The sequence below is a fragment of the Legionella waltersii genome, assembly GCF_001468085.1.
GTDB lineage: Bacteria > Pseudomonadota > Gammaproteobacteria > Legionellales > Legionellaceae > Legionella > Legionella waltersii.
In genome coordinates, this window is the sequence record NZ_LNZB01000036.1 from 79502 (window position 1) to 102907 (window position 23406).

Below are 23406 nucleotides of genomic sequence, written 5' to 3' on the forward strand. Positions count from 1 at the left end.
GGTCCGTCCCCGAACTTACAGACGAACTTACCCAGACGAACTTACCCAGACGAACTTACCCAGACGAACTTACCCAGACGAACTTACCAAACTTATCCAATCTCACCATGAAAATATCGATAAATTCGATCTGCTAGCTGCGCATTAATCCCTTGTACCTTACTAATCTCTTCAAGAGAAGCTTTAGCTAATTCACGTATTCCTCCAAAGCGCTGTAATAATGCCTGACGACGCTTTGAGCCGACTCCTTCAATGCTCTCAAGAGATGATTTCGACCTGACCTTTTCCCTCCTTTTACGATGTGAAGTGATCGCAAAACGATGAGCCTCGTCACGAATATGTTGTAATAAATGCAGAGCTATAGAGTCCTCCGGGAGTGTAAATTCTTTCTCTTCATGCACTAAAATCAACGTTTCCCATCCTGCTTTTCTTAATGGCCCCTTGGCAACTCCCAAAATGATCACATCCGTTACGAGTAAAGCATCCAATACTTTTTTCGCGACAGCTACCTGCCCCTTGCCACCATCAATAACCAATAAATCAGGCAAAGACTTGGACTCAATTAATCGCTTAAATCGTCTAGTTATGGCTTGTTCCATCGCAGCATAATCGTCTCCAGGGGTAATGCCTTCGATGTTGAACCTTCTGTATTCATTCGGACAAGGGCCTTCTTTATCAAAGACAACACATGAAGCGACCGTTGCCTCACCTGAGGTATGGCTAATGTCAAAACATTCCATACGCTCTATGGATTTACCTGTTGCTAAGATCTCTTCTAAAGCGGAATAACGTGATTTAATCGTTGAGTGCTTATTCACGAATTCAGCGATGGAAACTCGCAAATTGTTTTTAGCAAAATCCATCCATCGAGATTTTATACCCCGTGGATTTACTTGTATTTTACATGCTTTCCCACGTTTCTGAGTCAGAATTTCTTCAAACAATGAATGCTCTGCAACTGAACTGTTAGTAAGAATTAAACCTGGAATTCGCTCAGTAGCATCCAAATAGTAAAATCCAATAAAGGCTTCGAAAATCTGTTGCCAGAGCAAGTCCGTATTCGCCTCTGTTTCCAGATTAAACTCAGGAACTTTTGGGAAAAAACTACGACTAGCCAATACTTGACCTTCACGAATTGTTACGCATTGGATGCAAGCAAACCCAGGTTGCGCCTCAATGGCTATGACATCGGCATCACCCCGCAATTGAACGACCGCCTGTTGCTCTTGAACCAAGCGTAAACTTTTAATTTGATCTCGTAAAACAGCTGCTTCTTCAAAGTGCAACTGTTCAACTGCTCTATTCATTCGCTCAGCCAACTCATCAAGTATCAGCTGACATTTTCCTTGTAAAAACTGCATTGCATCATCCACGGACTGTTTGTAATGCTCCGATGAAATGTAATTCACACAAGGCGCTGTGCAACGCTTGATTTGATATTGCAAACAAGGACGAGATCTTGCATTAAAATAAGTATCACGACAAGTTCGAATCTTGAATACTTTTTGAATGGTAACTAAGGTTTCTTTTACTGCAGTAGTACTTGGATAAGGCCCAAAAAAATACCCGGAAAGTGGTTTTTTTTTGCTTCTGTACAACTCAATTCGGGGAAATTCCGAATGATCTGATACATGAATATAGGGATATGATTTATCATCTCTAAGCAGTACATTGTATTTTGGTCGTAATGACTTAATTAAACTGCTTTCTAATAATAGTGCTTCTGTTTCCGTTCGTGTGACTGAAATATCAATGGATATAATTTGCTCAACTAGAGAGCGGGTCTTAACCCCACTGTTCTGCTTATTAAAATAGCTGCTTACTCTTTTTTTTAGATTACTTGCCTTCCCAACGTAAAGAACATGACCGTCCTTATCCAGCATTTGATAAATACCAGGCTCATTGGGAAGTTTACTAAGAAATGCTACTAGATCTTGTTTGTTAGTCTGTTTATTCATTTTCCATAAAGGGTCTAGTGACAACGTTTAATCTTGAGTGCCGATGTTTGCTTTACAGACCCTATTCTTCTTGAATTAAATTGTTGGGATGTTCGATAATTCGATGTTTCATCGCTAAATAAGTTAATTCAACATCGTTTTTAATTCCCAATTTTTCAAACATGCGGTAACGGTACCCGTTGATGGTTTTACTGCTTAAAAACAATCGGTCGGCAATGTCTTGTACATTCATGCCGCTGGTGATCATCAACATGACTTGCATCTCTCGCTCAGACAATAAATCAAATGGCGAATTTTGTGGTTCTTGGATACTGTTTATCGCCATTTTTTGGGCGATTTCCGCACTGAGATACTTCTCTCCTTTGGCAACCTTACGAATTGCTGCAGCCATTTCTTCTGCGCCTGATTCCTTAGTAAGGTATCCCATAGCCCCCAACTGCAACACTCTTGTAGGCAAAGGGTCAGAGCAGATAGCGGTTACCGCAATGACTTTAATATGTGGATTCGATTTTTTTAATCGACGCGTGACTTCCCAGCCATCAATACCAGGCATTTTCATATCTAATAAAATAACGTCAGGGTTATGTGTCTTAACAAAGGCCAATGCCTGCTCTCCGCTTTCGGCATCAGCAACCACAGTAACATCTGACAAATCTTCTAGCAATCGTCGAATTCCCATTCGAACCAATGCATGGTCATCAACAATGAGTACTTTAATCAAATCATGCTCCTTGACCTAACAGTCAATGAACAAACCGGGTTAGCCGATGTTAGCAAGTCTCTATCCCCATTACAATACATACAACCTCTGCTCACTAGCCGCTGACCGTTAGCACTTTGTCAAAAATCAACTTAACATGCCCTAATGTGAATGCTTGGATTGTTTTTATCCACTTTAAAATAGGGTGGAAACTCTCCTAATTCATGAGCTCTTTGCATGTATTGAGTGACGTCACTACCAATAAAATCATACAAGTCCTGGTAGCTATCAATTACAAAATAAACCGGCTGCAATTGATCAATACGATAAGGCATGCGAAATGCCGCTACTGGTTCAAACATAACTCTTAGCGGAATTTCACTTTCAACACAGTAAACGGTCTCACTGATAGACGATAAAATTCCCCCTCCATAAGCGCGCAACCCCGTTTTCGTTTTTATTAAACCAAATTCCACAGTAAACCAAAACATTCGCTGCAATAAAGCCCAGTCTTTCTCGGGTAAGGAAAGTACTTTGCAAGCATAGTCATGAACAAAATCGGCATAAACTGGATTGGTTAACATGGGACAATGGCCAAATAGCTCATGAAAAATATCAGGCTCTTGAATATAGTCTATTTCCTCTTCACAACGAATAAATGTTGCTGCAGGGAAAAAACGTGTTGCTAATAGTTCAAAGAATTCTCGGGCAGAAATTAATGCCGCAACTGGTGCAACTTGCCAACCTGTTTTCGCTTTTAAACGTGAATTAACCTCAGGAAGCTGAGGAATTTCATGACTATTTAACCCCAAAATCTCCAAGCCGCTCATAAATTCATCGCAGGCCCTTCCTGGCAATAGCTTCTGCTGTCTTTCGTATAAAATAGTCCATATTTTGTGTTCTTCCGGAGAATATTGAACGTAACCCTGAGCATTTGGAGTGTGGGCAACATAGCGGCTTTTAAATTCCATACTTTCTCCTTAACACAAGAATACAAATCACTGAGCATAATGAAGAATAACCCTTTTGTACACCCTCAGAACTTACGAAAAATCCCTTCCCCTTCGTTAAAACCAGCAGGACTTACGCAAAATTGGAAATAATTCGTCAATACCTACGTATTTTCTATTTTATATTATAGAATTCTTTAAAAGATAATTCTTAGGATGTTGAAAAATGACCATAGCTATCTTAGCCACAGGAGACGAAATTGTTCACGGTGATACGCTCAATACGAACGCCTATCATATTGCTCAAGCGCTATGCTCAGAAGGATTGCCTTTAGGTTTGCACGTTGCTTGCAGTGATAAAGAGAACGAAATTATAGAAAGCTTAAATTTCTTATCTCAACAACATGATATTTTAATTGTCATTGGTGGCCTAGGCCCAACAAAAGATGATATTACTCGTTTTGCTCTTAGTCAATTTGTAAGAGAGCCTCTTATTCAGCATCAAATAGCGCTAGAACATGTGCAAGCAAGGGTGCTCAAGGGAAAAATGGAGCTCAATGAAGGAAATTTACAACAATGTTTGTTTCCAGCCCATGCTCATTTATTTCCCAATCCAAATGGAACTGCTTTAGGTTGCAGCTATGAGTGGAAAGGAAAGACTCTTATTTTACTGCCTGGTCCCCCACGTGAATGCTTACCGATGTTCAATAATTATGCGTTACCACTCCTTTTAAACACACAGCACAGCGATAAACAAATCATTAAATGGCGAATTTTTGGTTTAGCAGAAAGTGAAATCGGTGAAACGCTTGAAAAAGCCCTTCAAGGTTTGGATTGTAAAACAGGATATCGTCTAGAAGTACCCTATATCGAATTTAAAGTTCGATGCAAAACGGAGTTAATCGACAAAGTCAAATCGATCATTGACCCAATTTTGGCACCACACATCATCTCGTCAGTTGAGAAAAAAGCCTCTGAACAATTAAAAGAGCTCATCCAACAAATCAATGACCCCATCACAATCGTTGATGAAACCACTGGCGGATTATTGCAAACCCTGCTTATCACTCCGGATACTTATCCACTCATCAATTTTCATGGCCTCAATAGAACCAAACTCTTTTTTCATATCACAGGTCTTGAAGAGTATTGGTTAAATCAGCCTTCAGAAGGTACAAGTCAGATAGCGATTCACTACAGTAGTCAAACTCAAAAAGGCAGAGAAATCCAACAAATTCCTTATCGTAGTCCCTTGGTTGTTTATTATGCTGCGGAATGGTTAAGCTTCCGTCTCTTTCATCTCATCAATCAATTGCATCAAGTCGTAACATAATTGCTGAGTTCCCTCGGCTTTGATTGCGGAAATCGTGTAAACCTTATCTTTCCAATTTAATCCATTCACTATGTTTTGAATGGTTTCATGCCTTTGAGCCTCATCTGGAATCATGTCTATCTTGTTCAAAACTAAGAATCTTGGTTTGTTTAAAAGCTCCGGATTGAATTGAGCCAATTCGTTTATAATTGCTTTGGCATCAACCACCGGATCACTTCCATCCAAAGGAGCAATATCGATCACATGCAATAGAATACAGGTTCGTGATAGATGTTTTAAAAAACGATGACCTAATCCTGCCCCCTGAGAGGCTCCCTCAATCAATCCAGGTATGTCTGCCATTACAAAGCTCTTGTGGCTTGATACGCTGACGACTCCAAGTCCTGGATGCAAGGTGGTGAAAGGATAATCTGCCACTTTGGCTTTGGAGCTCGAAACAGCTCGGATTAAGGTTGATTTACCAGCGTTTGGCAATCCTAACAAGCCAACATCAGCTAAAACACGTAACTCCAATCGCAAATGTCTGGACTCGCCTAGGCTACCCTGAGTTGTTTGTCGAGGAGCTCTATTCACACTGCTCTTATATCGAGTATTTCCCAAGCCATGAAAACCACCTTGAGCAATAAGTACTGGCACACCTGGTTGGTTAATGTCCGCTAAAAGCTCCCCAGTATCTACATCATAGACTAAAGTACCCACAGGAACACTAATGGTTAAGTCGTCTCCTTTTTTCCCAGTACAATTACCACCCATTCCTGGCTGTCCATTTTCCGCCTTATAATGACGCATGTAGCGGAAATCGATTAGGGTGTTTAAATCATTATTCGCTTCAAAATAAATACTTCCTCCATCTCCGCCGTCTCCGCCATCTGGACCACCACGCGGGATGAATTTTTCCCGTCTGAAACTTAAGCAACCATTGCCTCCTTTGCCGGCATCTACTTTTATAATTGCTTCATCAACGAATTTCATAAACAACCTTTATGCTAAAAAAAAACCCCGTTGCCGGGGTATCAAAAAGAATATAATCAAGACTAGTCGAACAACATTGTAGAATTGTTAACTAAACTTAGTTAGCTGCTTCTTTTTGTTCTTCTGGAACAATTGTGACGTACTTACGGTTTTTCTCACCTTTAACAGTAAATTTAACCAAGCCTTCAACCAAAGCGTATAAAGTATGGTCTCTACCACAACCTACTCCTGGTCCTGGATGAAAACGTGTACCACGTTGTCTTACAAGAACTTCACCAGCATTTACAAATTGACCGCCAAAACGTTTAACACCTAGAAACTTAGGATTCGAGTCACGGCCGTTACGAGTACTACCGCCTGCTTTTTTATGAGCCATTGCTATCCCCTCTTACTTGCTTATCGCAGTAATTTTAACTTGTGAATAATACTGTCTGTGCCCCATTCTTTTCATGTGGTGCTTACGACGTCTAAATTTGATAATTTTAACTTTTTTATGACGGCCATGATCAAGCACTTCTGCTTTCACAGTAGCTTTAGCAATTAATGGAGTACCACAAACTACTTTATCACCATCAACAAGCATGAGCACTTCGGAAAATTTGATTTCGTTGCCAACGTCTTCAGGCAGCATTTCAATTTTTAGAACATCACCTTCTTTTACGGTATATTGCTTACCGCCAGTCTTAATTACCGCGTACATATTTTTTATTCTCCAATTCGCCTGATTGGCTATCACAATTCCAACAAAGTGCCATATTCTATGAAATTCTGACTATTACTTCAAGTTCATTTTAAAATATTGTATACTTTACATCCCTTCCTGACTTATTCCTTGTTGAATAAGACTGCTCAGGTATTTAGTCTGGTCGCGGATTAAATAGGGACAACCTATAATTTGGAGTGACTGAACATGTCAGAGATTATTTTAGAAGCTGAAACAAGAACGGATATGGGGAAAGGTGCGAGCCGCCGCCTAAGACGTCTTGAAAATAAAGTGCCTGCTGTTATTTATGGCGGGGATAAAAAGCCAAAATCCATTCACTTTTTACACAATAAAGTGATCAAAGCACTTGAGACAGAAAGCATTTATTCAAGTGTGTTTGATATCACCGTAGACGGTAAAGTTGAACATGTGATTTTAAAATCATTACAACGACACCCCTACAAGCCTATTGTAATGCACATGGATTTACAACGAGTATCTGGAAAAGACGTGCTTGTTAAAATGGTTCCCATTCACTTTGTCAATGAAGAAGCATCACCAGGAATTAAAGCTGGCGGTATGATCCAACACACCATGACTCAAGTTGAAGTTCGTTGCCAAGCAAAAGATCTTCCTGAGTACATTGAAGTGGATATGTCTACTGTAGGATTAGATGACGTAGTTCATTTATCCAACATTAAACTTCCTAAAGGTGTGAAGCTAACCGTTGATTTGGCTGACGGCAGTCATGACTCACCCGTTGTTAGTATTCATACACCAAAAACAAGCTCTGCTGATCTAGAAGAGCCTGTTGTTGCGCCATCAGCTGTTCCAACAACTGGTGAAACAGAAGAAGATAAAGGCGCTGAGTAAGCAGCCATCTAGACCTTATTTCATGCAAATACAAAACTCTAATCGATGTATTTGCATGAAAACGACTAAAAGACCTACAGCTTATGGCCATAAAACTCATTATTGGACTCCGCAATCCAGGCACAGCCTATGAGCAGACACGACACAACGCTGGCGGTTGGTTAGTACATAGCTTAGCTCAAAGACATAATGCCCATTTTAAACTCGATAAAAAAATGCAAGCGGAATTGGCTGAATTGAAAGTGAATAATCACTCTTGTTTATTGGCATTACCCTTAACATTCATGAACCATAGCGGACAACCAGTAAGAGCAATCAGTCAATTTTATAAAATGTTGCCCGAAGAAATTATAGTTGTTCATGATGAATTGGATTTACCAGCAGGTCGAGTTAAATTAAAGACCGGCGGTGGCCATGGCGGACATAATGGACTCAGAGACATCATCGCCCAACTAGGAAGTGGTGATTTTCATCGAGTAAGAATAGGAATTGGTCATCCTGGGCATAGAGATTTGGTGCATCAGTATGTTTTAAGTAAACCTTCAATGAGCGACCGTCAACATATTTATGATGCTGTTGATAGAGGTGTAGCTGTACTACCGACTGCCATAGAGGGTGATATTGCTCGTGCAATGAATCAGTTAAACGCTTAATCGAATTGATAAGAGGTATTATTCATGGGATTTAAATGTGGAATCGTAGGCTTACCCAATGTAGGTAAATCAACTCTTTTTAATGCGCTTACTAAGGCAGGAATTGAAGCTGCGAATTACCCCTTTTGTACGATTGAACCTAATGTAGGAATTGTCACAGTACCCGATCCTCGTTTGGATGCCTTGGCTAATATCGTTAAACCACAACAAGTTCTTCATGCAACCATGCAATTTGTGGATATTGCCGGACTGGTTAAAGGCGCATCCAGTGGCGAAGGATTAGGCAATCAATTTTTAGCAAATATACGCGAAACAGACGCCATAGCTCATGTGGTTAGATGTTTTGAAAATACAGACGTTATTCATGTGGAAGGCCGCGTTGATCCAATCAGCGACATTGAGGTTATTAATACTGAGCTTGCACTAGCCGACATGGATACCCTCGAGAAGGCCATCTTGAAGGCAGGAAAAAATAGCCGAAGTGGAAATAAAGAAGCCATTTTTGAGCTTAAAACTCTAGAAAAAATTAAAGCCCACCTTGATCAGGGCTTTCCAGTTCGAACGTTGGAACTCGGCACAGACGAAATCCAAATCAGCAAGCGATTATTTCTACTGACTGCTAAACCAGTGTTATACATTGCCAATGTGAATGACGACGGTTATGAAAACAATCCCTTATTGGAAAAAGTTAAGAAACTTGCTGAACAGGAAAATGCTCGTATAGTTGCATTATGCGCTGCTACCGAAGCAGAGCTTGTTGAGTTGGATGATGAAGATCGACTCGAGTTCATGGATGGTTTAGGGCTCGAAGAACCAGGATTAAATAAAGTCATCCGAGCAGGATATGATTTATTAGGCTTACAAACTTATTTTACTGCCGGAGTCAAAGAGGTAAGAGCATGGACTGTGCATAAAGGGGCCACAGCACCTCAAGCAGCAGGAGTAATTCACACCGATTTTGAAAAAGGATTTATTCGAGCCGAGGTTATTGCTTATAAGGACTTTATTCAATTTGGTGGTGAACAAGGCTCCAAAGAAGCAGGAAAACTACGATTGGAAGGCAAGGAGTACATTGTATTGGATGGTGACGTGATGCATTTCCGTTTTAACGTCTAGCCCAGTTCATAGGATAGCCTAATTTGCAATCCGTTTCCTGAGGGTCACTGCTCGGATGTGATGTGAGAACAGAAGAATGGGGACCAGAAGAGTGGGGACGGACCCCACTGGGGTCCGTCCCCATTTAACGCGATGTCTAACAAAGAAATTGGGGTATTTCGTAAGTCCGTAGGGGATTCTATTGACAATTTAACCTGTCCCCCTTAGCATTCTTGCATTAAATTATAGAGGGTAATTGAATGACTATTGACCGTTTAAGAGAGCTTGTTCAAGATGACTTTGACGCGGTTAATCATTTAATTGTTGATAAAATTCAATCGCAAGTAGGGTTAATTCATGACTTATCCCAACACATTGTTGAAAGTGGTGGGAAGCGCTTACGCCCTCTGGTTGTCCTGTTAGCAAGCAATGCTTGTGACTACAAAGGCAGAGACCACATTTCTCTTGCAGCCATGGTTGAGTTTTTTCATACAGCCACGCTCTTGCACGATGATGTGATTGATGAATCCACACTCCGCCGCGGTAGACAGACGGCAAACAGCATTTGGGGTAGCAAAGCCAGTGTGCTAGTCGGAGATTACCTATTCACCCAATCCGTTCAATTAATGGTGGAAGTTGGTATTACTGAAATTCTGAATTTGTTAGCCAACACCTCTCACCAAATTACTTGTGGAGAAGTTAAGCAATTAGCAAACAGACACAATCCAGCCCTTAACCTAGATGATTATCTTGATGTCATCAGGGCTAAAACCGCGTTATTGTTTGCTGCTGCGGCATGTATTGGACCTATCCTTACAAGTGCGCCAATCGAAGTTCAGAATGGTCTTTATAATTATGGGATGCATTTGGGTAATGCTTTTCAACTCATCGATGATGCCTTAGATTATTGCTCCGATACGTTTACACTTGGAAAAAATATTGGCGATGATCTTGCTGATGGTAAAGCCACTTTACCATTGATTCATGCCTTACAAAACGGAACTCCTTCTCAACAAGAGCTGATCAAAGAAAGCTTAAAAGAAGGAAGTTTACGCTACCTACCAGACATATTAATCGCTATTGAACAAACAGAAGCAATACCATTCACTAAACGTGTTGCTGCACAAGAGGTTGATTCAGCGTTGACTCATTTAGAAGTAGTCCCCGATTCCATCTATAAAACTGCTTTAGTTGATTTAGCAAGATTTGCCTTAGAAAGGAATTATTGACCTATACTCTAAATAAGGTCATAAGAAAACTCCCCCAACATGGAAATGGAACCTAAATCATTCAGACGAACTGCTGAACAAATCGGCTTTGTAATTACGCATCAATGTTATGAAAATTCTGAAGCCAATCTGATGAAAGAGCAAATTCAAGATACCTACACCTTTTGGGGAAAGATATTTAATAACGTACGCTTTATGAATTTAGGGTTGTGGAATCGTAAAATTTATAATGAATACACTGCATTGCCTTTTAATTTTTCAACTATTTCTAAAACACAGGATATTTATTCCCAATTACACCTCTATTTCATGATAAGACCACTCATAAAGAAGGCGTTTTTTAATAAAAGACTTCTAGAGATTGGCTGTGGAAATGGGATTGGTCTGAAAGCAAGCTCTCAGTTACTGAAAACAAGTCATGCCTTAGGCATTGATTTAGTAAACCAGCATGTCAACAACGCAATGAAATCCTTTCATGAGGAAAACAAGGTTAATTATATCCAATCAGATGCTGAGCGACTCCCGATAGAGGATAATAGCGTAGACATAATCACTAATCTTGAAAGCTCTCATCTTTACCCAAGAATTCAGTTGTTCTTTGCAGAGGTTGAACGTGTTTTAGCACCCGGGGGCTATTTTTGTTATGCTGACCATGACGTTCCAGTGAAATCTCAAGCAAAACGATTTGAAGCTTTTCTTAAATCAAACCCCAACATGAAAGTCATTCAGAAAACGAACATCACTAGAATGGTCCAATCCTCCATCTATGAGAGAATCATTGCCAGAGAAGATAACTTTTATAACTCATCACTACAACTGTTTGGCGCAAACAGTCCAAATTTGGGAATTGATATGTTGCACCTGGCCTATGCAGTAGGTCTTATTTTTCTTCCCTGGTGGTGGATACGTTTTAAAAGACCTGAGTTACATTACATTGCAAAAGCCGCTCGAAGAGAAAAATTCTGGGGTAAAAAATATTATTTTTATTATCTTATACAGAAAATTAAATGAATAACATTATCGGGGCAGGGAATAAAATTGCATTTGTGGTGAAACACAATTGCCAAAATAGCTCAGAGGCCACTCTGGATAAAAGGATAATTCAAGAATGCTATACGTTTTGGGCTGGAATTGTTAACGATAAATCGTATTTAAATTGGGGATTATGCGATAAAAAAATTCTTAATGAGCTTCAGAACCTAGATTGTGATTTTCCTACAACAGATGGGGTGCAAAACTTTTATTCATTATCCTTAATCTACTATTTAATCCGACCATTGTTAAACAAACAACTCTATAATAAACGAATTGTAGACATTGGATCTGGTAATGGAATCGGTCTGAAAGTCATTTCGCAACTATTGGCTTCTAATTATGCTTTAGGTATCGATTTAACAAATCAATTAGTAGAGCACTCCAATAAAAATTTCCATTTAGATAATCAAGTCAACTACATCCAATCGGATGCTGAACACTTACCATTAAAAAACAATAGCATTGATATCATCACAAACCTTGAAAGCTCGCACAATTACCCAATCATCGAACATTTTTTTTCCGAGGTTGAGCGTGTTTTAGTTCCAGGTGGCTATTTTTGTTACGCTGACGTGGACATTCCAGTTAAATCACAATCTAAAGCATTGGAGCTTTTTCTAAAAAATCGACCTAATTTAAAAATAATACAAAAACAAAACATCTCAAAAATGGTCCAAGCCTCAATTTATGACCGCCTCATAGTCAATGAAGACAGGTTTTATGAGGATTCTCTTAAGCGCTTTGATCAAAGTCCAACTCTCTTCTATGACATAATGTACCTTGCAAATGCGAAAGGCCTGGCTTTTCTTCCTTGGTGGAAAATACGTTTCAGAAGACCAGAACTGAGCTACATAGCAAAAGCCGCCCGAAAAGAAAAATTTTGGGGTAAAAAATACTATTTTTATTACCTCGTTCAAAAAATCGAGTGAGACTCCTAAATAAAATAGACTCTCCTTTTCTGACTTAGTATTTTACTAGAGACTCAACTATACTTTGAGTACCAGTGAAAACTAATTCATTCAAATCAGGATTAACATGTCTAATATTACCGATGCTGGGAATAAAATCGCATTTGTAATTCAGCATGACTGCCAAGATCCTTCTGAGGCGTTATTGGATAAAAAAATAATCCAAGAGAGTTACACTTTCTGGGCAGGAATGGTTCATGAAAAGTGTTATATGAATTGGGGAATATCCGATAAGAAAATTCAGAAAGAATTAATGGGATTGAATTATAACTTCACAACAATCAGTGACGTCCAAGATTTGTATTCATTATCATTAATTTATTATTTAATCAGACCGTTATTAAAAAAGCAATTTTATAATAAACGACTTCTTGATGTCGGCTCTGGTAACGGAATTGGGCTGAAAGTAATCTCTGAGTTATTAGCAACTGATTTCGCGGTAGGGCTCGATCTAACAAGTGTATTAGCAACTCGGGCAAACAAAAACTTCTACCTAGAAAACAAAATCAATTACATACAAGCAGATGCTGAGAGTATACCTTTAGAAAACAATAGCATCGATATTATTACCAACGTTGAAAGTTCTCATAACTACCCTAGAATTGACTATTTTTTTTCTGAAATTGAAAGGGTATTAGCTCCAGGGGGGTACTTTTGTTACACAGATATTGATATTCCTAACAAATCACAGTCCAAATTTTTAGAACAATATCTAAAAAAACACCCGAATCTAAAACTAGTGGAAAAACAAAATATCAGTAAAATGGTTCAAGCGGCTATTTATGATCGTTTAATTAACAAAGAAGAATGGTTTTATCAAGCAGCGGTGAGACTCTATGGTGAACAAAGCCATGACTTTTTCAGTAATGTCTCCCATCTAGCTGGAGGCATGGGATTAATTTTCCTTCCTTGGTGGAAAATACGATTTAAAAAACCAGAACTCAAAGAAATTGCAAGAGCTGCTCGTAAATCAAAATTTTGGGGTAAAAAACTCTATTTTTATTATCTTATTCAAAAGGTTTGATCATGATAATAAATAAAGTTCCCGAAGTGATTTATGAATTTGGTAACGAAAAGAAGATAAAGCGCTTGCTCTATAAATCGAAAGAACCGATATTACTCAAAATGGTGAATTTTACTGATAAATTTTCCATCGATTTTTTTATAGAGCAATCACGAGGACTCACCACTTATAGCGTGTTTGATAACAGCCAATTTGTTGAACACAAAACGGGGGATATTACTTCCGTACTGAAAGACATCAAAAACAATAAACCCTACAGAATTTTTGGCCAATATTATCCCCGTTGGATGTGTGAAGAAGTGGAAAAACAGGTGCCTCTGTGGCAAGACATTCCTTTTCGACCACGATTTTGCAACAAGATGGTAAAAACCCTCTTTTTTCTTGGGGGAAAAGGTTCGAATACAGGAATGCATTACGATAGAGAATATCCCTCTATTCTTCATTTATGCCTATCAGGAAAAAAAAGACTATTACTCTTTACCAAAAAGCAAAATGATTTCTTGTATAAGACTCCATTTGTTGGGGATTCATTGATTGATTTTAGTAAACCCATCGAAGAAATTTATAAACAATTCCCCAACCTTAAAAAGGCACAAGGATATGAGGTCGTTTTAGAAAAAGGCGACATGCTATTTATGCCCAAAAAATGTTGGCATTATACGGAATATATCGATGCGTCTGCTGCCGCAACTTATGTGTTTTATCCAAATAAACTGGACCAACTTTATGGATCGTTTACTGGTTTATTTTATCTAGGGTATAAAGAAAACTCGGGCTTTCAAATCTGTAACTGGCCTTTCTTTAAAAAATTTGATCTCCTTTACGCCCGCTCTTCAGGCGTGAACAAATTCTTCTTAAAAGTGGTGGAAAAAATACTCTTTATTTTTTTATTACCTGCCGTCAGCGTATCAGCCTATATTTCTCATAAAATAAGGCCGAGAAAATGCTATTAGCTAGAGAATTGATAATACTCAGGCGGAACACGACATTTAAAGCAAGCACTGTTACATCCTGCTTTTTCCTGGCATTTTTGAATAACCCCTTTTTTAACCCATAATTGCAGCATCGGTTTCAGTGCAGCAATATCCAAACGAAACTCTCTGGCTAACTGTTGAGTACTTACAATGCCTTGTTGGCGTATATAATCACGTATTTGCAGAAGCACCTTGTCTCTCCAAACTGGGCGTATTAAACCGAAAAATAAATAGGACTAAAAATAGGCTAAATAACATGAGACTCACCCAAAGAACACTTTGTTGTGGGTGTTCAAAAAATTTAGCCATTTGATAAAACAATACAGCTGCCGCATAGGCAACCACGAAAGACCATATGACTGAAGTCCACATAAAATACTTACTTGCCTCCTGTCGAATCACAGCCATGGTTGATACACAAGGGATATAAAGTAATACAAACAGCAAATAGGCATAAGCGCCAACAGCACCATCAAAGCGCTGTGCCATCACCCCATAAACGGATTGAGATACTTCATTATCCGCTGCACTTGCAGCTACAGGGTTCCATAATGCATTGCCTAACTCTGATAAATTGTTTGGAATCGAATACAAAGCGGATTGCAGGCCACCCCATAGGCTAAAATGCGCAGTCGCGACGTCTCCGAACTGTCCAATTTGTGCGTACAAGGTGTTTAAAGTACCCACCACCACTTCTTTAGCCAACATTCCTGTTAATAAACCGACTGTAGCAGGCCAGTTGTCTTGACGAATACCCATTGGTGCAAAAAAGGGTGTAATCCATTGGCCAAACATGGACAGCAGGGATTCAGTACTTGCCTCACCAGAGCTTATCCCGCCTTGAAACGTAATGGCATTTAGACCACCAAGAATTACACATATAGGAATGATCAGTTTACCAGCACGAAACACAAAAAATTTAAGGCGCATCGACGTTTCTTTCACTAAACGCTTAAAAGAAGGCCTGTGATAAGCAGGCAACTCAATAATCAAAGGTGAGGCATGCCCTTTAAGAGACGTTCTTTGTAAGATGTATCCTGTAAGAACAGCCATCAATATGCCGATTAAATACAGTGAAAAGACCACATTATGTCCGCCAGTAGGGAAAAATGCCGCTACAAACACCGCATATATAGCTAGGCGAGCACTGCAGGACATGAATGGGCTCATCATGACGGTCAATAAGCGATCTCTTTCAGAGTCCAATGTTCGTGCTGCCATAATCGCTGGAACGTTACATCCGAACCCAACAATCATGGGCACAAAGGATTTTCCAGGCAAACCTAAAGCTCGCATGATTTTATCCACCACAAAAGCAGCTCTCGCCATGTACCCTGAGGTTTCTAACAGGGATAAAAAGAAAAACATGGACGCAATAACAGGAATAAAAGTGACGGTCGTATTGATTCCTTTTCCAACTCCGTTGGCTAACAAAGCGATAAGCCAATTTGGTGCATGGATTTGCTGTAAAAGCCAGGCAGTCCCAGAAACAAAGATGGTTTCTGTGCTGATGTCAAAAAAATCCTGGAACGCCCCGCCGATATTGATTGCAAATAAAAACATCAAATACATCATGGCAAAAAAGATGGGTAAGGACAGCCAGCGATTTAAAATGATCTTATCCAGCTTTGCAGTAAAATGTTCACTCGCATCACTTTGTTTTTTTTGCACGAAAGACACTATCTCATGAATTGCTTGATACCGTGCATCAGCCAAAACCACATCCAAAGCAGAGTCAGACTGTACGCCTATATTCAAGTCTTCATACCCAGGAAGAGAATCCCCTTCGGCCAGTCTAAATGAATAATAGAATGCAGCCGCACTAGAATAGCCTTCTTCAATTAAACGTTGTTGCAACTGAATTAAGTACTCTTGGACATTTTCAGGCAAGGGAAGGCTAAGAGGCTTTGCAGGTTTTAGTTCCTGGGCTAAACTGTCTATAAGCTGAGGAATACCTAGGCTTTTATGCGCCTGTATAGGAATGACCCGACAGCCTAAAGCACGCTCCAATGCCTTGATATCAATCGAAATACCCTGCTGTTGAGCTAAATCCATCATGTTTAATGCAACAACGATGGGCTTTCCTAGCTCCAAAAGTTGAGTCGTTAGGTACAAATGCCTCTCAAGATGACAAGCATCGATGACATTCAATAGGCAATCAAATTCAAGTTGAACAACGGATTGCGCCGCTATTTCCTCATCCAGGCTTAGCCCTTCTGCATTAGCTACTAGGGAATAAATTCCAGGCAAATCAGTGATTTCAAATAAGCAGTCATTGTTTTTAAACTCACCCGTTTTCTTCTCAACGGTCACTCCAGGCCAATTGCCCACCCGTTGGCTTGCACCTGTTAATGCATTAAAAACAGTGGTTTTTCCACAATTGGGATTGCCAACCAACAACACGTGGGTCATATACGCTCCAAGAACAATTGACTCGCTTCATCTTTACGCAAAGTGAGCGAAGTGCCCCTGACTTCAATTTGTAACGGGCAACCCAAAGGTGCGAGCCTAACAACAGAAAACTCGACCCCTCGGGTTATTCCCAGAGACAATAATCGACGCCGATATTGGCTGTTGGTTGCCCCAAAATCGACCAGTCTTACTTTGTCTCCAGGTTTTAGTTCACTGATATGCATAATAAAAAGCTAAATAGACTAAATATGAAATGATTCTAACACAATTGTAATCGAGAATCATTCTCATTTAATAATTTATTTTAGTCAAGAGGGGGACGGCCTCTGAGGGATCGACACATTTTTTAAAAAGGGGCATTTATACCAAAGGTCAGGTGCTTCGCCGAATGGCGCTGCCTTAGCTTCATCTATCTGGCCTTCATCGGTCCGCTTGCTGACCATCAAAGAAGAGATTAGTTGGGGCACTATCATAGGTGTCGATTCCTCAGGGACGGACCCCAGTGGGGTCAGTCCCCTAGCCTAGTAGCTTTACTAATGATGAATATCCAATGGCAGAATGTCCCCTACCGTGTAAATAGGTCCATGGTCCCCTGGCTCAAAAGCATTCGGATCAGGATTATTTATCACATCCAATTGAATACTTATCCCATCCAAAGGATATTTGCCCATCAGTTCACGACCCATTGCAGTCGCTAGAATTTCCCAAAACACCTCCGAAGGATAATCATTAGAAGGCTCCATGTATTTTAAGACATCTTCGCGCATGGTGCGATAATCAAAATACTCCGAGGTGGGTAGGTTTTTTTTATACGCAAAACGCACATAGATATTGACCATCTGACCGCCTTGGCGCTTCGTTTCATAGTTAGGGATCGCGAACTGAAAATAGTTTTTTTCCGTAGTGCTTGGTTGAGTTGGTCCTGCCCAAGAAGACATGGATCCAAAGGTTACGATGACGATGAATACCATCGCTTTGAATAAATGATTCATTGTGTTCTCCAATCAAGATAAAACACAGTAAAAGTTAAGCGCTATGACATACAGTGCTTACGTTTCTACTGATTAATTTGGTCAATCAATTTGAACATTGGAGGTTTCGAGGAGGTTTATAAATTCGAGTGTTAATGCCTAAGCTGAGGCTTAAAAAATAGAGTAAAAATGCGAGCTTGGTCATCAAAGAGAAACATTTCACTAAGTCGACAGAATCAATGGCGTAGGCTTGATTGTGTTTGCATTGAAATGAAGAGGATGCTTGGTTTTTTTGCTGGCAGGTATTGCTGCTTTGAGTTGATGTGTAGGCTTTGTTGAATTGTTCGTTTTGATGGCCAATAGTCATAACAATACCATTAAAGGCCAGCGAAAAAGCAATAAGGATGTAGATTGCAGCTTTTATCATGCCCATTATTTTAACAAGATTTGTAGCCAAGCACAAATCAGGACTTGCGCCACAGTCCAAGACAAGGCAAACGAAGACATCGAGGAGTGATGCAAGTCCTGAAATTAGCTCACTATGGCTTTAACCGAACGTTTAGGATGACGAGCCAGGTAATCAACTGACTGCATTTCAAGCAAACGACTCAGCGTACGCTTAAACGTTTCCTTCATTTCTCCTTTGAGGTATAGCTCCTGAACTGAAACCTCAGCAGAAAGTACCACCTTGATTCCTCGATCGTACATAACATCTATGAAATGAATAAACATAATGGCCTGTACGGTGTGGTTTTCTGTCAATTTAGGAATCCCACTTACGAATACTGCATCAAAACGCTCTGCAATTTCAAGATAGTCCAACTGACTCCTAGGCGAATTACAAATCAAATTAAAATCAAACCAAATGACGTTTGAATGACAGCGAAGATAGGGAATTTCCCTATTTTGAACAGTAATGGCCCCGTTAAACTCGTCACCTTTAGCGAGATGCTTATATTGTCTATCCAAGGTGGCCTGAGTACTTTCATTTAATGGGTATAAATAGGTCTCAAGTAAAGGCTCACGTCCTAAGCGATAATCTTTATTTAAATGCAGATTTAATACTTCACATTCCTTTTTAATGAGTTTTATAGCCGGTAAAAATCGCTTGCGGTGCACACCATTTTTATACAAATCATCTGGATGGGTATTCGAGGAAATGACTAGAGTGACTCCATGAAGATGCAGAGCTTGCAGCAGCTCAGCTAAAATCATAGCATAAGCTACGTCATGCACTAAAAACTCATCAAAACACAATAATCGAATGGAGTTTGATATTTCTTTTGCTATCTGTCTTAAAGGGTCTTTTTGTCCTTGAAATTTACGTAATTGTGCATCTATCTGCTGCATAAAATGGTGAAAGTGAAACCTCCCTTTCTTTGGCTCACTGACATTCTCATAAAACAAATCCACTAGATAGGTCTTGCCAACACCTACAGGCCCATACAAATAAAGACCTTTTACTGAGGCACTTCTTCTCCATGGAATCCAAGACTTTTGGGAATTTTCTAAATCAGCAGCAACCCTTTGCATGTGTTCAATAATAAGCACTTGGGCAGGGTTTTTATCGATATCCCCTCGCTTGACAGCCTCTTCATACACCATTAATAAATTCATGGTTTTGACACCATGCTTTGAATGGCGCTCGTTAATTTTTCTTTTAATAACAGTAGATTACCATGAAAAAAATGCCCTGTATCAGGAAATTCAATTAAGGGAATCACTGGTGTCGACTCTCTGGCAAATTCATCAACTAAATCAAAAGGCACTACATCATCTGCTGTGCCTTGAACAATAATCCAAGGATTAGGTGCTTGATCAAATTCCTTGTAGTCATAATGATGCACTGGAGGCGCAATAGAAATCAATAACTCATGCTGTAGCTGGGCCGCGGTCCGGTAAGCCACATAAGAACCAAAAGAAAATCCGGCAAACAACAATTTAGCATGCGGCTGCTCCGCTATCCACTGTCTAACTAAAACCAACATGTCTTCGCTTTCACCAATCCCTTGATCATAGTGTCCCTGAGATTGCCCCACTCCTCTGAAATTAAAGCGCAATGAAGGAATGCCTAATTCCTTAAAAGTTCTCGCCAAGGTAGTCACGACTTTGTTATTCATCGTTCCACCTTGCAGTGAATGTGGGTGGCCAAGAAAAGCAATGTAAGAATGATGGAGGTTTAAGGGCACTGTTAATATTGCTTCTAATGCACCAACTTGGCCTTCAAGCATCAAAGCATGTTCTCCTGGGGTATTTAATTTATCAATAAATGGCATACATTTCCTAGGAACAAAAAATGTTTTAATAATAACCTAGCGTGTAATTTCGAGAAAGCCCAGAAGATTAATTTGTTGTTGAACTGACTTTCGTAAGTAAACTTATCCACTCCCTTGCAGTCGCGGCTCGGTTTATCCGATTCTAACCGAGCCGCAACTGTAAGGGAGCGAATGATGTCACGCAGCAGCATTCCCTGGCTATTCCCACCTATGGATTTATAATTAAATAAGGTTAACCCAATAAAGAGAATTGCCATGTTCAGCTATTATAAAAAGGGATGGAAGGGAGAGCTACGCTTTGGTGAAGTCTTATTTGGTGAAGCAGATGTCTATCTCATTGAAGGCGGAGCAGCTTATATAGGATTTTATATTCTATTGACAATTTTAATTTTCATGGGCAACCCTCTATCCCTAAATAATGTCATGGTTTTACCTTTTCTTTTGTATGGCATAGCCTTTTACGTTTGGCTTCTCAAAGCGTTTTGGGGATCTGCTAATCAATGTAAAAGTAAGTTAGGTGCAATTCTCATCCGAGTTTTCACTGTTTTCTTGCCGATTCTATCGCTTGTTTTGTTTGTGCTGTTGCTTGTCTACTATATTGTGCAGGGTATTATTCAGGCTTTGAGCTAATAAATGAACAAAGGGACGGACCCTGAGGAATCGACTCATTTTTTAAAATGGGGCATTTATACCAAAGGTCAGGTGCTTCGCCTAATGGCGTTGCCTTAAGAGGTGTTATTAGGTTCATCTATCTGGCCTTCATCGGTCCGCTTGCTGACGCGCGCGGCTCGGTTTCTTCTTTGCTGTCTGAATCAAATCCTAGTCACCGCAGGGAGTGAACCGAGCCGCGCGCGTCAGCAAGCGGATACGGAACTATCGGCTTTCACGATATATCTGAGCTACAACCGTAAGGGATCGGATAAACAGACTCACCAATAGATTTGATCTCTCACTTAAGCTATGATAAAAGAACACGCACTGACCCATAGACGGCGGTGACCAGCTAACACTACTTTTGGAGGACTTGATCCATGAGACAGGTACCCGTAATGAGCCAATTTTTACAAGAATATCTCTATTCTCCACAAAACTGGAGAATCCTATGAAAGTTCATGATTTCAAACAAAAAAAGCAGAATCAAAAGAAAATTACGCTTCTAACATGCTACGATTACCCTTCTGCATGCATTGTGGCAGAATCCAACATCGATTGTGTTCTAGTAGGCGATTCAGTTGCTATGGCTGTGCATGGACATCCCACTACCATTACGGCCACCATGGAAATGATGGTTCTACACACTCAGGCTGTTGCCCGTGGTTTACAAGGTCAGTTTTTAATAAGCGACCTTCCATTTTTAGCCCACAAAAGCTCACAAAGCCAAACCATTGATAATGTAAAAGCGTTACTACAGGCTGGTGCTCATGCAGTAAAAATTGAAGGCGGAGACGAAGACACTCTGCAAACAATAGCCCACTTAGTTAATGCAGGAGTTCCTGTAATGGGGCATATTGGCTTAACTCCACAGTCACTTCATCAATTGGGTGGTTATAAAGTTCAAGGAAAAAGCCAAGCCCAAGCGGATGCTCTCATAAAGCAAGCGATGGAGTTAGAGCAAGCAGGATGTTTTGCAGTGGTTATTGAATGCGTACCACAAGCCTTAGCCAAAACCATTACTAACTCTATTGGAATTCCTACAATAGGCATTGGAGCTGGTCCCGATACAGACGGTCAAGTGCTTGTTTGGCATGACATGCTAGGTTTACAAAGCTCATTCAACCCTAAATTTGTCAAAAAATACGCCCATGGAAAAGAGGTGTTCCTTGATGCGATTAATTCCTATGCACAACAGGTGCAGCAGGTTAGTTTTCCAAGCCAAGAACATGCTTTTTAGGAGTTCATTTCATGCAAGTATTTCATCATTTAAAAGAGTGGATTCTTTTTCGTAAAACCTTATCGTCTGAGTCTACCTTAGGATTTGCACCAACAATGGGAAATTTACACTTAGGACATGCCTCACTCTTTGTCGCAAGCCAAAAGGAAAACGCTTATACAGTATCCAGCTTGTTTGTGAACCCTACTCAGTTTAACAACCCCAATGATTTCACGCACTATCCTAGAACGTTAGATGCTGATCTGGAAATCATGCAAAAGCATGGCGTCGATTTTTGCATCCTACCCAACCAAGAAGAGATTTATGCCGATGGATACAATTATCAAGTGCAAGAACATAAGCTGTGTCAGCTCATGGAAGGGAAGCACCGCCCTGGCCATTTTAATGGAGTTCTAACCATTGTCATGAAACTTTTAAATCTAACCAGGCCTACTACTGCCTATTTTGGTGAAAAAGACTATCAGCAGTTCCTATTAATTCAAGGCATGGCGAAAGCGTTGTTCATGAATATGGACATCAAATGTTGCCCTACAATTAGAGAACCAAGTGGCTTAGCCTTTAGTTCACGCAATAATCGTTTAGATCCTCAGCAAAAATCTCTTGCTGAGGATTTTGCCCAATTATTTCACCAACAAACCAAGTCTTGCGAGCAAATTGCAAAAGAACTTGAGTCTAAAGGTATTTCAGTAGATTATATTGAGGAACACGATGGGCGCCGTTTTGCAGCTGTGTATATCGGTGAAATCCGCTTAATAGACAATTATTTACTATGATTCAAACCAACTGGCATGTCATCACTGGAGGCCCCTCTTCAGGAAAAACAACCTTAATCAACCGCTTAGCAGAGATGGGCTACGAAACATCCTCGGAGATTGCTAGAGCCTATCTTAAAGAGCAACTGGCTAAAAATCACCTCACCGTAGAAGACGTTAAAAAGAATATGCTTGAGCTGCAACGTCGCATACTCAGTTTGATGTTGGAACACGAGCGCGAATTATCTATAGACGATTTGATATTTTTTGATCGCGGCACTCCAGACAGTCTTGCCTACTTTCGCTTTCATCATTTTAATGATGATCACGTCGTCAAAGCCTGCCAGCACTTGCGCTATAAAAGGGTGTTTTTTTGCCATCAGCTTCCGGTCGTTAAAGATGGGATTCGCGACGAAGATGATGCAACAGCCAAGATGATTAGTGAGTACATTTTTACGGTGTACAGAGATTTAAATTACGATCTAATAGAATTACCCCCGGTATCCATTGAGGAACGCCTGCAGATTATACTGACTCATGTTGAAGGTTACTAATTTAAACAAGGACTTACGAATCACTTCAAATTCGAGGCAAAAAACGTTTGCAATGGGAGAGTTTAGATTTACTCAATGGCCGA

At 40.0% G+C, this 23406-nt stretch carries 26 protein-coding genes; 13 read left to right on the forward strand and 13 right to left on the reverse strand.

What is annotated here, in order from left to right; genetic code table 11:
• Positions 1-92: 92 nt before the first annotated feature.
• The 3 genes from uvrC to phhA all read right to left on the reverse strand — a co-directional run bounded on the left by uvrC (position 93) and on the right by phhA (position 3629).
• Positions 93-1958 carry an excinuclease ABC subunit UvrC gene (gene uvrC / locus Lwal_RS06525; protein ID WP_058480022.1) on the reverse strand — a complete coding sequence of 622 codons (1866 nt, stop codon included), beginning with the start codon at positions 1956-1958 and terminating at the stop codon, positions 93-95.
• Between the two features lie 61 nt (positions 1959-2019).
• The gene (letA, locus tag Lwal_RS06530; protein ID WP_058480023.1) at positions 2020-2679 is read right to left on the reverse strand and encodes a two-component system response regulator LetA; all 660 of its coding nucleotides are present in this window, start codon (positions 2677-2679) and stop codon (positions 2020-2022) included.
• A gap of 131 nt (positions 2680-2810) precedes the next feature.
• Positions 2811-3629, reverse strand: coding sequence for a phenylalanine 4-monooxygenase (gene phhA, locus Lwal_RS06535; protein WP_058480024.1), 819 nt, complete (start codon positions 3627-3629; stop codon positions 2811-2813).
• 205 nt (positions 3630-3834) lie between these two features.
• Between phhA and Lwal_RS06540 the strand changes: the two genes are divergently transcribed.
• On the forward strand, positions 3835-4941 hold the full coding sequence (locus Lwal_RS06540; protein ID WP_058480025.1) for a competence/damage-inducible protein A: 1107 nt from the start codon (positions 3835-3837) through the stop codon (positions 4939-4941).
• Here the strand turns inward: Lwal_RS06540 and cgtA are convergent.
• From cgtA to rplU, 3 genes are all read right to left on the reverse strand, one after another.
• Positions 4888-5913 (reverse strand): Obg family GTPase CgtA, encoded by a 1026-nt coding sequence (gene cgtA, locus Lwal_RS06545; protein ID WP_058480026.1) that lies wholly within the window; start codon positions 5911-5913, stop codon positions 4888-4890. The two genes, Lwal_RS06540 and cgtA, sit on opposite strands and share 54 nt — an antisense overlap.
• Positions 5914-6010: 97 nt before the next feature.
• Positions 6011-6289, reverse strand: coding sequence for a 50S ribosomal protein L27 (rpmA, locus tag Lwal_RS06550; protein WP_058480027.1), 279 nt, complete (start codon positions 6287-6289; stop codon positions 6011-6013).
• 12 nt (positions 6290-6301) lie between these two features.
• Complete coding sequence (rplU, locus tag Lwal_RS06555) at positions 6302-6613, reverse strand: 50S ribosomal protein L21 (RefSeq protein ID WP_058480028.1); 312 nt, start codon at positions 6611-6613, stop codon at positions 6302-6304.
• Between the two features lie 210 nt (positions 6614-6823).
• Here rplU and Lwal_RS06560 point away from each other — a divergent pair, with 210 nt between their 5' ends.
• The 8 genes from Lwal_RS06560 to Lwal_RS06595 all read left to right on the forward strand — a co-directional run bounded on the left by Lwal_RS06560 (position 6824) and on the right by Lwal_RS06595 (position 14446).
• Positions 6824-7489 (forward strand): 50S ribosomal protein L25/general stress protein Ctc, encoded by a 666-nt coding sequence (locus tag Lwal_RS06560; RefSeq protein ID WP_058480029.1) that lies wholly within the window; start codon positions 6824-6826, stop codon positions 7487-7489.
• An 83-nt stretch (positions 7490-7572) separates the two neighbouring features.
• Positions 7573-8142, forward strand: coding sequence for an aminoacyl-tRNA hydrolase (gene pth, locus Lwal_RS06565; RefSeq protein ID WP_058480030.1), 570 nt, complete (start codon positions 7573-7575; stop codon positions 8140-8142).
• A gap of 24 nt (positions 8143-8166) precedes the next feature.
• On the forward strand, positions 8167-9258 hold the full coding sequence (gene ychF, locus Lwal_RS06570) for a redox-regulated ATPase YchF (RefSeq protein ID WP_058480031.1): 1092 nt from the start codon (positions 8167-8169) through the stop codon (positions 9256-9258).
• A 239-nt stretch (positions 9259-9497) separates the two neighbouring features.
• Positions 9498-10466: a polyprenyl synthetase family protein gene (locus Lwal_RS06575; RefSeq protein ID WP_058480032.1), complete on the forward strand. Its 969-nt coding sequence runs from the start codon at positions 9498-9500 to the stop codon at positions 10464-10466.
• 45 nt (positions 10467-10511) lie between these two features.
• Positions 10512-11477 (forward strand): class I SAM-dependent methyltransferase, encoded by a 966-nt coding sequence (locus Lwal_RS06580; protein WP_231950978.1) that lies wholly within the window; start codon positions 10512-10514, stop codon positions 11475-11477.
• The gene (locus Lwal_RS06585) at positions 11474-12430 is read left to right on the forward strand and encodes a class I SAM-dependent methyltransferase (protein ID WP_058480034.1); all 957 of its coding nucleotides are present in this window, start codon (positions 11474-11476) and stop codon (positions 12428-12430) included. The genes Lwal_RS06580 and Lwal_RS06585 overlap by 4 nt, the downstream gene beginning before the upstream one ends.
• A 106-nt stretch (positions 12431-12536) precedes the next feature.
• Positions 12537-13493: a class I SAM-dependent methyltransferase gene (locus tag Lwal_RS06590; RefSeq protein WP_058480035.1), complete on the forward strand. Its 957-nt coding sequence runs from the start codon at positions 12537-12539 to the stop codon at positions 13491-13493.
• A 2-nt stretch (positions 13494-13495) separates the two neighbouring features.
• Positions 13496-14446: a cupin-like domain-containing protein gene (locus Lwal_RS06595; protein ID WP_058480036.1), complete on the forward strand. Its 951-nt coding sequence runs from the start codon at positions 13496-13498 to the stop codon at positions 14444-14446.
• On the opposite strand, the gene Lwal_RS06600 is transcribed toward Lwal_RS06595, so the two are convergent.
• The 7 genes from Lwal_RS06600 to Lwal_RS06630 all read right to left on the reverse strand — a co-directional run bounded on the left by Lwal_RS06600 (position 14443) and on the right by Lwal_RS06630 (position 20126).
• Complete coding sequence (locus tag Lwal_RS06600; RefSeq protein WP_058480037.1) at positions 14443-14658, reverse strand: FeoC-like transcriptional regulator; 216 nt, start codon at positions 14656-14658, stop codon at positions 14443-14445. The two genes, Lwal_RS06595 and Lwal_RS06600, sit on opposite strands and share 4 nt — an antisense overlap.
• Positions 14639-16879 carry a Fe(2+) transporter permease subunit FeoB gene (gene feoB / locus Lwal_RS06605; protein WP_058480038.1) on the reverse strand — a complete coding sequence of 747 codons (2241 nt, stop codon included), beginning with the start codon at positions 16877-16879 and terminating at the stop codon, positions 14639-14641. Before feoB ends, Lwal_RS06600 begins: the two co-directional genes overlap by 20 nt.
• Positions 16876-17103 (reverse strand): FeoA family protein, encoded by a 228-nt coding sequence (locus tag Lwal_RS06610; protein WP_083500052.1) that lies wholly within the window; start codon positions 17101-17103, stop codon positions 16876-16878. Before Lwal_RS06610 ends, feoB begins: the two co-directional genes overlap by 4 nt.
• A 309-nt stretch (positions 17104-17412) precedes the next feature.
• Positions 17413-17871 (reverse strand): hypothetical protein, encoded by a 459-nt coding sequence (locus Lwal_RS06615; protein ID WP_058480040.1) that lies wholly within the window; start codon positions 17869-17871, stop codon positions 17413-17415.
• Positions 17872-17956: 85 nt separating this feature from the next.
• Positions 17957-18307 carry a hypothetical protein gene (locus tag Lwal_RS06620; RefSeq protein ID WP_133141231.1) on the reverse strand — a complete coding sequence of 117 codons (351 nt, stop codon included), beginning with the start codon at positions 18305-18307 and terminating at the stop codon, positions 17957-17959.
• Between the two features lie 74 nt (positions 18308-18381).
• Positions 18382-19467 carry a cell division protein ZapE gene (gene zapE / locus Lwal_RS06625; protein WP_058480042.1) on the reverse strand — a complete coding sequence of 362 codons (1086 nt, stop codon included), beginning with the start codon at positions 19465-19467 and terminating at the stop codon, positions 18382-18384.
• Positions 19464-20126 carry an alpha/beta hydrolase gene (locus tag Lwal_RS06630; RefSeq protein ID WP_058480043.1) on the reverse strand — a complete coding sequence of 221 codons (663 nt, stop codon included), beginning with the start codon at positions 20124-20126 and terminating at the stop codon, positions 19464-19466. Before Lwal_RS06630 ends, zapE begins: the two co-directional genes overlap by 4 nt.
• A 255-nt stretch (positions 20127-20381) precedes the next feature.
• On the opposite strand from Lwal_RS06630, the gene Lwal_RS06635 reads away from it, so the two are divergent.
• The 4 genes from Lwal_RS06635 to Lwal_RS06650 all read left to right on the forward strand — a co-directional run bounded on the left by Lwal_RS06635 (position 20382) and on the right by Lwal_RS06650 (position 23323).
• Positions 20382-20756 (forward strand): hypothetical protein, encoded by a 375-nt coding sequence (locus Lwal_RS06635; RefSeq protein WP_058480044.1) that lies wholly within the window; start codon positions 20382-20384, stop codon positions 20754-20756.
• A gap of 472 nt (positions 20757-21228) precedes the next feature.
• Positions 21229-22017, forward strand: a complete 789-nt coding sequence (gene panB / locus Lwal_RS06640) for a 3-methyl-2-oxobutanoate hydroxymethyltransferase (RefSeq protein ID WP_058480045.1) — start codon at positions 21229-21231, stop codon at positions 22015-22017.
• An 11-nt stretch (positions 22018-22028) separates the two neighbouring features.
• Positions 22029-22790 carry a pantoate--beta-alanine ligase gene (gene panC, locus Lwal_RS06645; RefSeq protein WP_058480046.1) on the forward strand — a complete coding sequence of 254 codons (762 nt, stop codon included), beginning with the start codon at positions 22029-22031 and terminating at the stop codon, positions 22788-22790.
• Positions 22787-23323 carry an AAA family ATPase gene (locus Lwal_RS06650; RefSeq protein WP_058480047.1) on the forward strand — a complete coding sequence of 179 codons (537 nt, stop codon included), beginning with the start codon at positions 22787-22789 and terminating at the stop codon, positions 23321-23323. Before panC ends, Lwal_RS06650 begins: the two co-directional genes overlap by 4 nt.
• Positions 23324-23406: the final 83 nt, after the last annotated feature.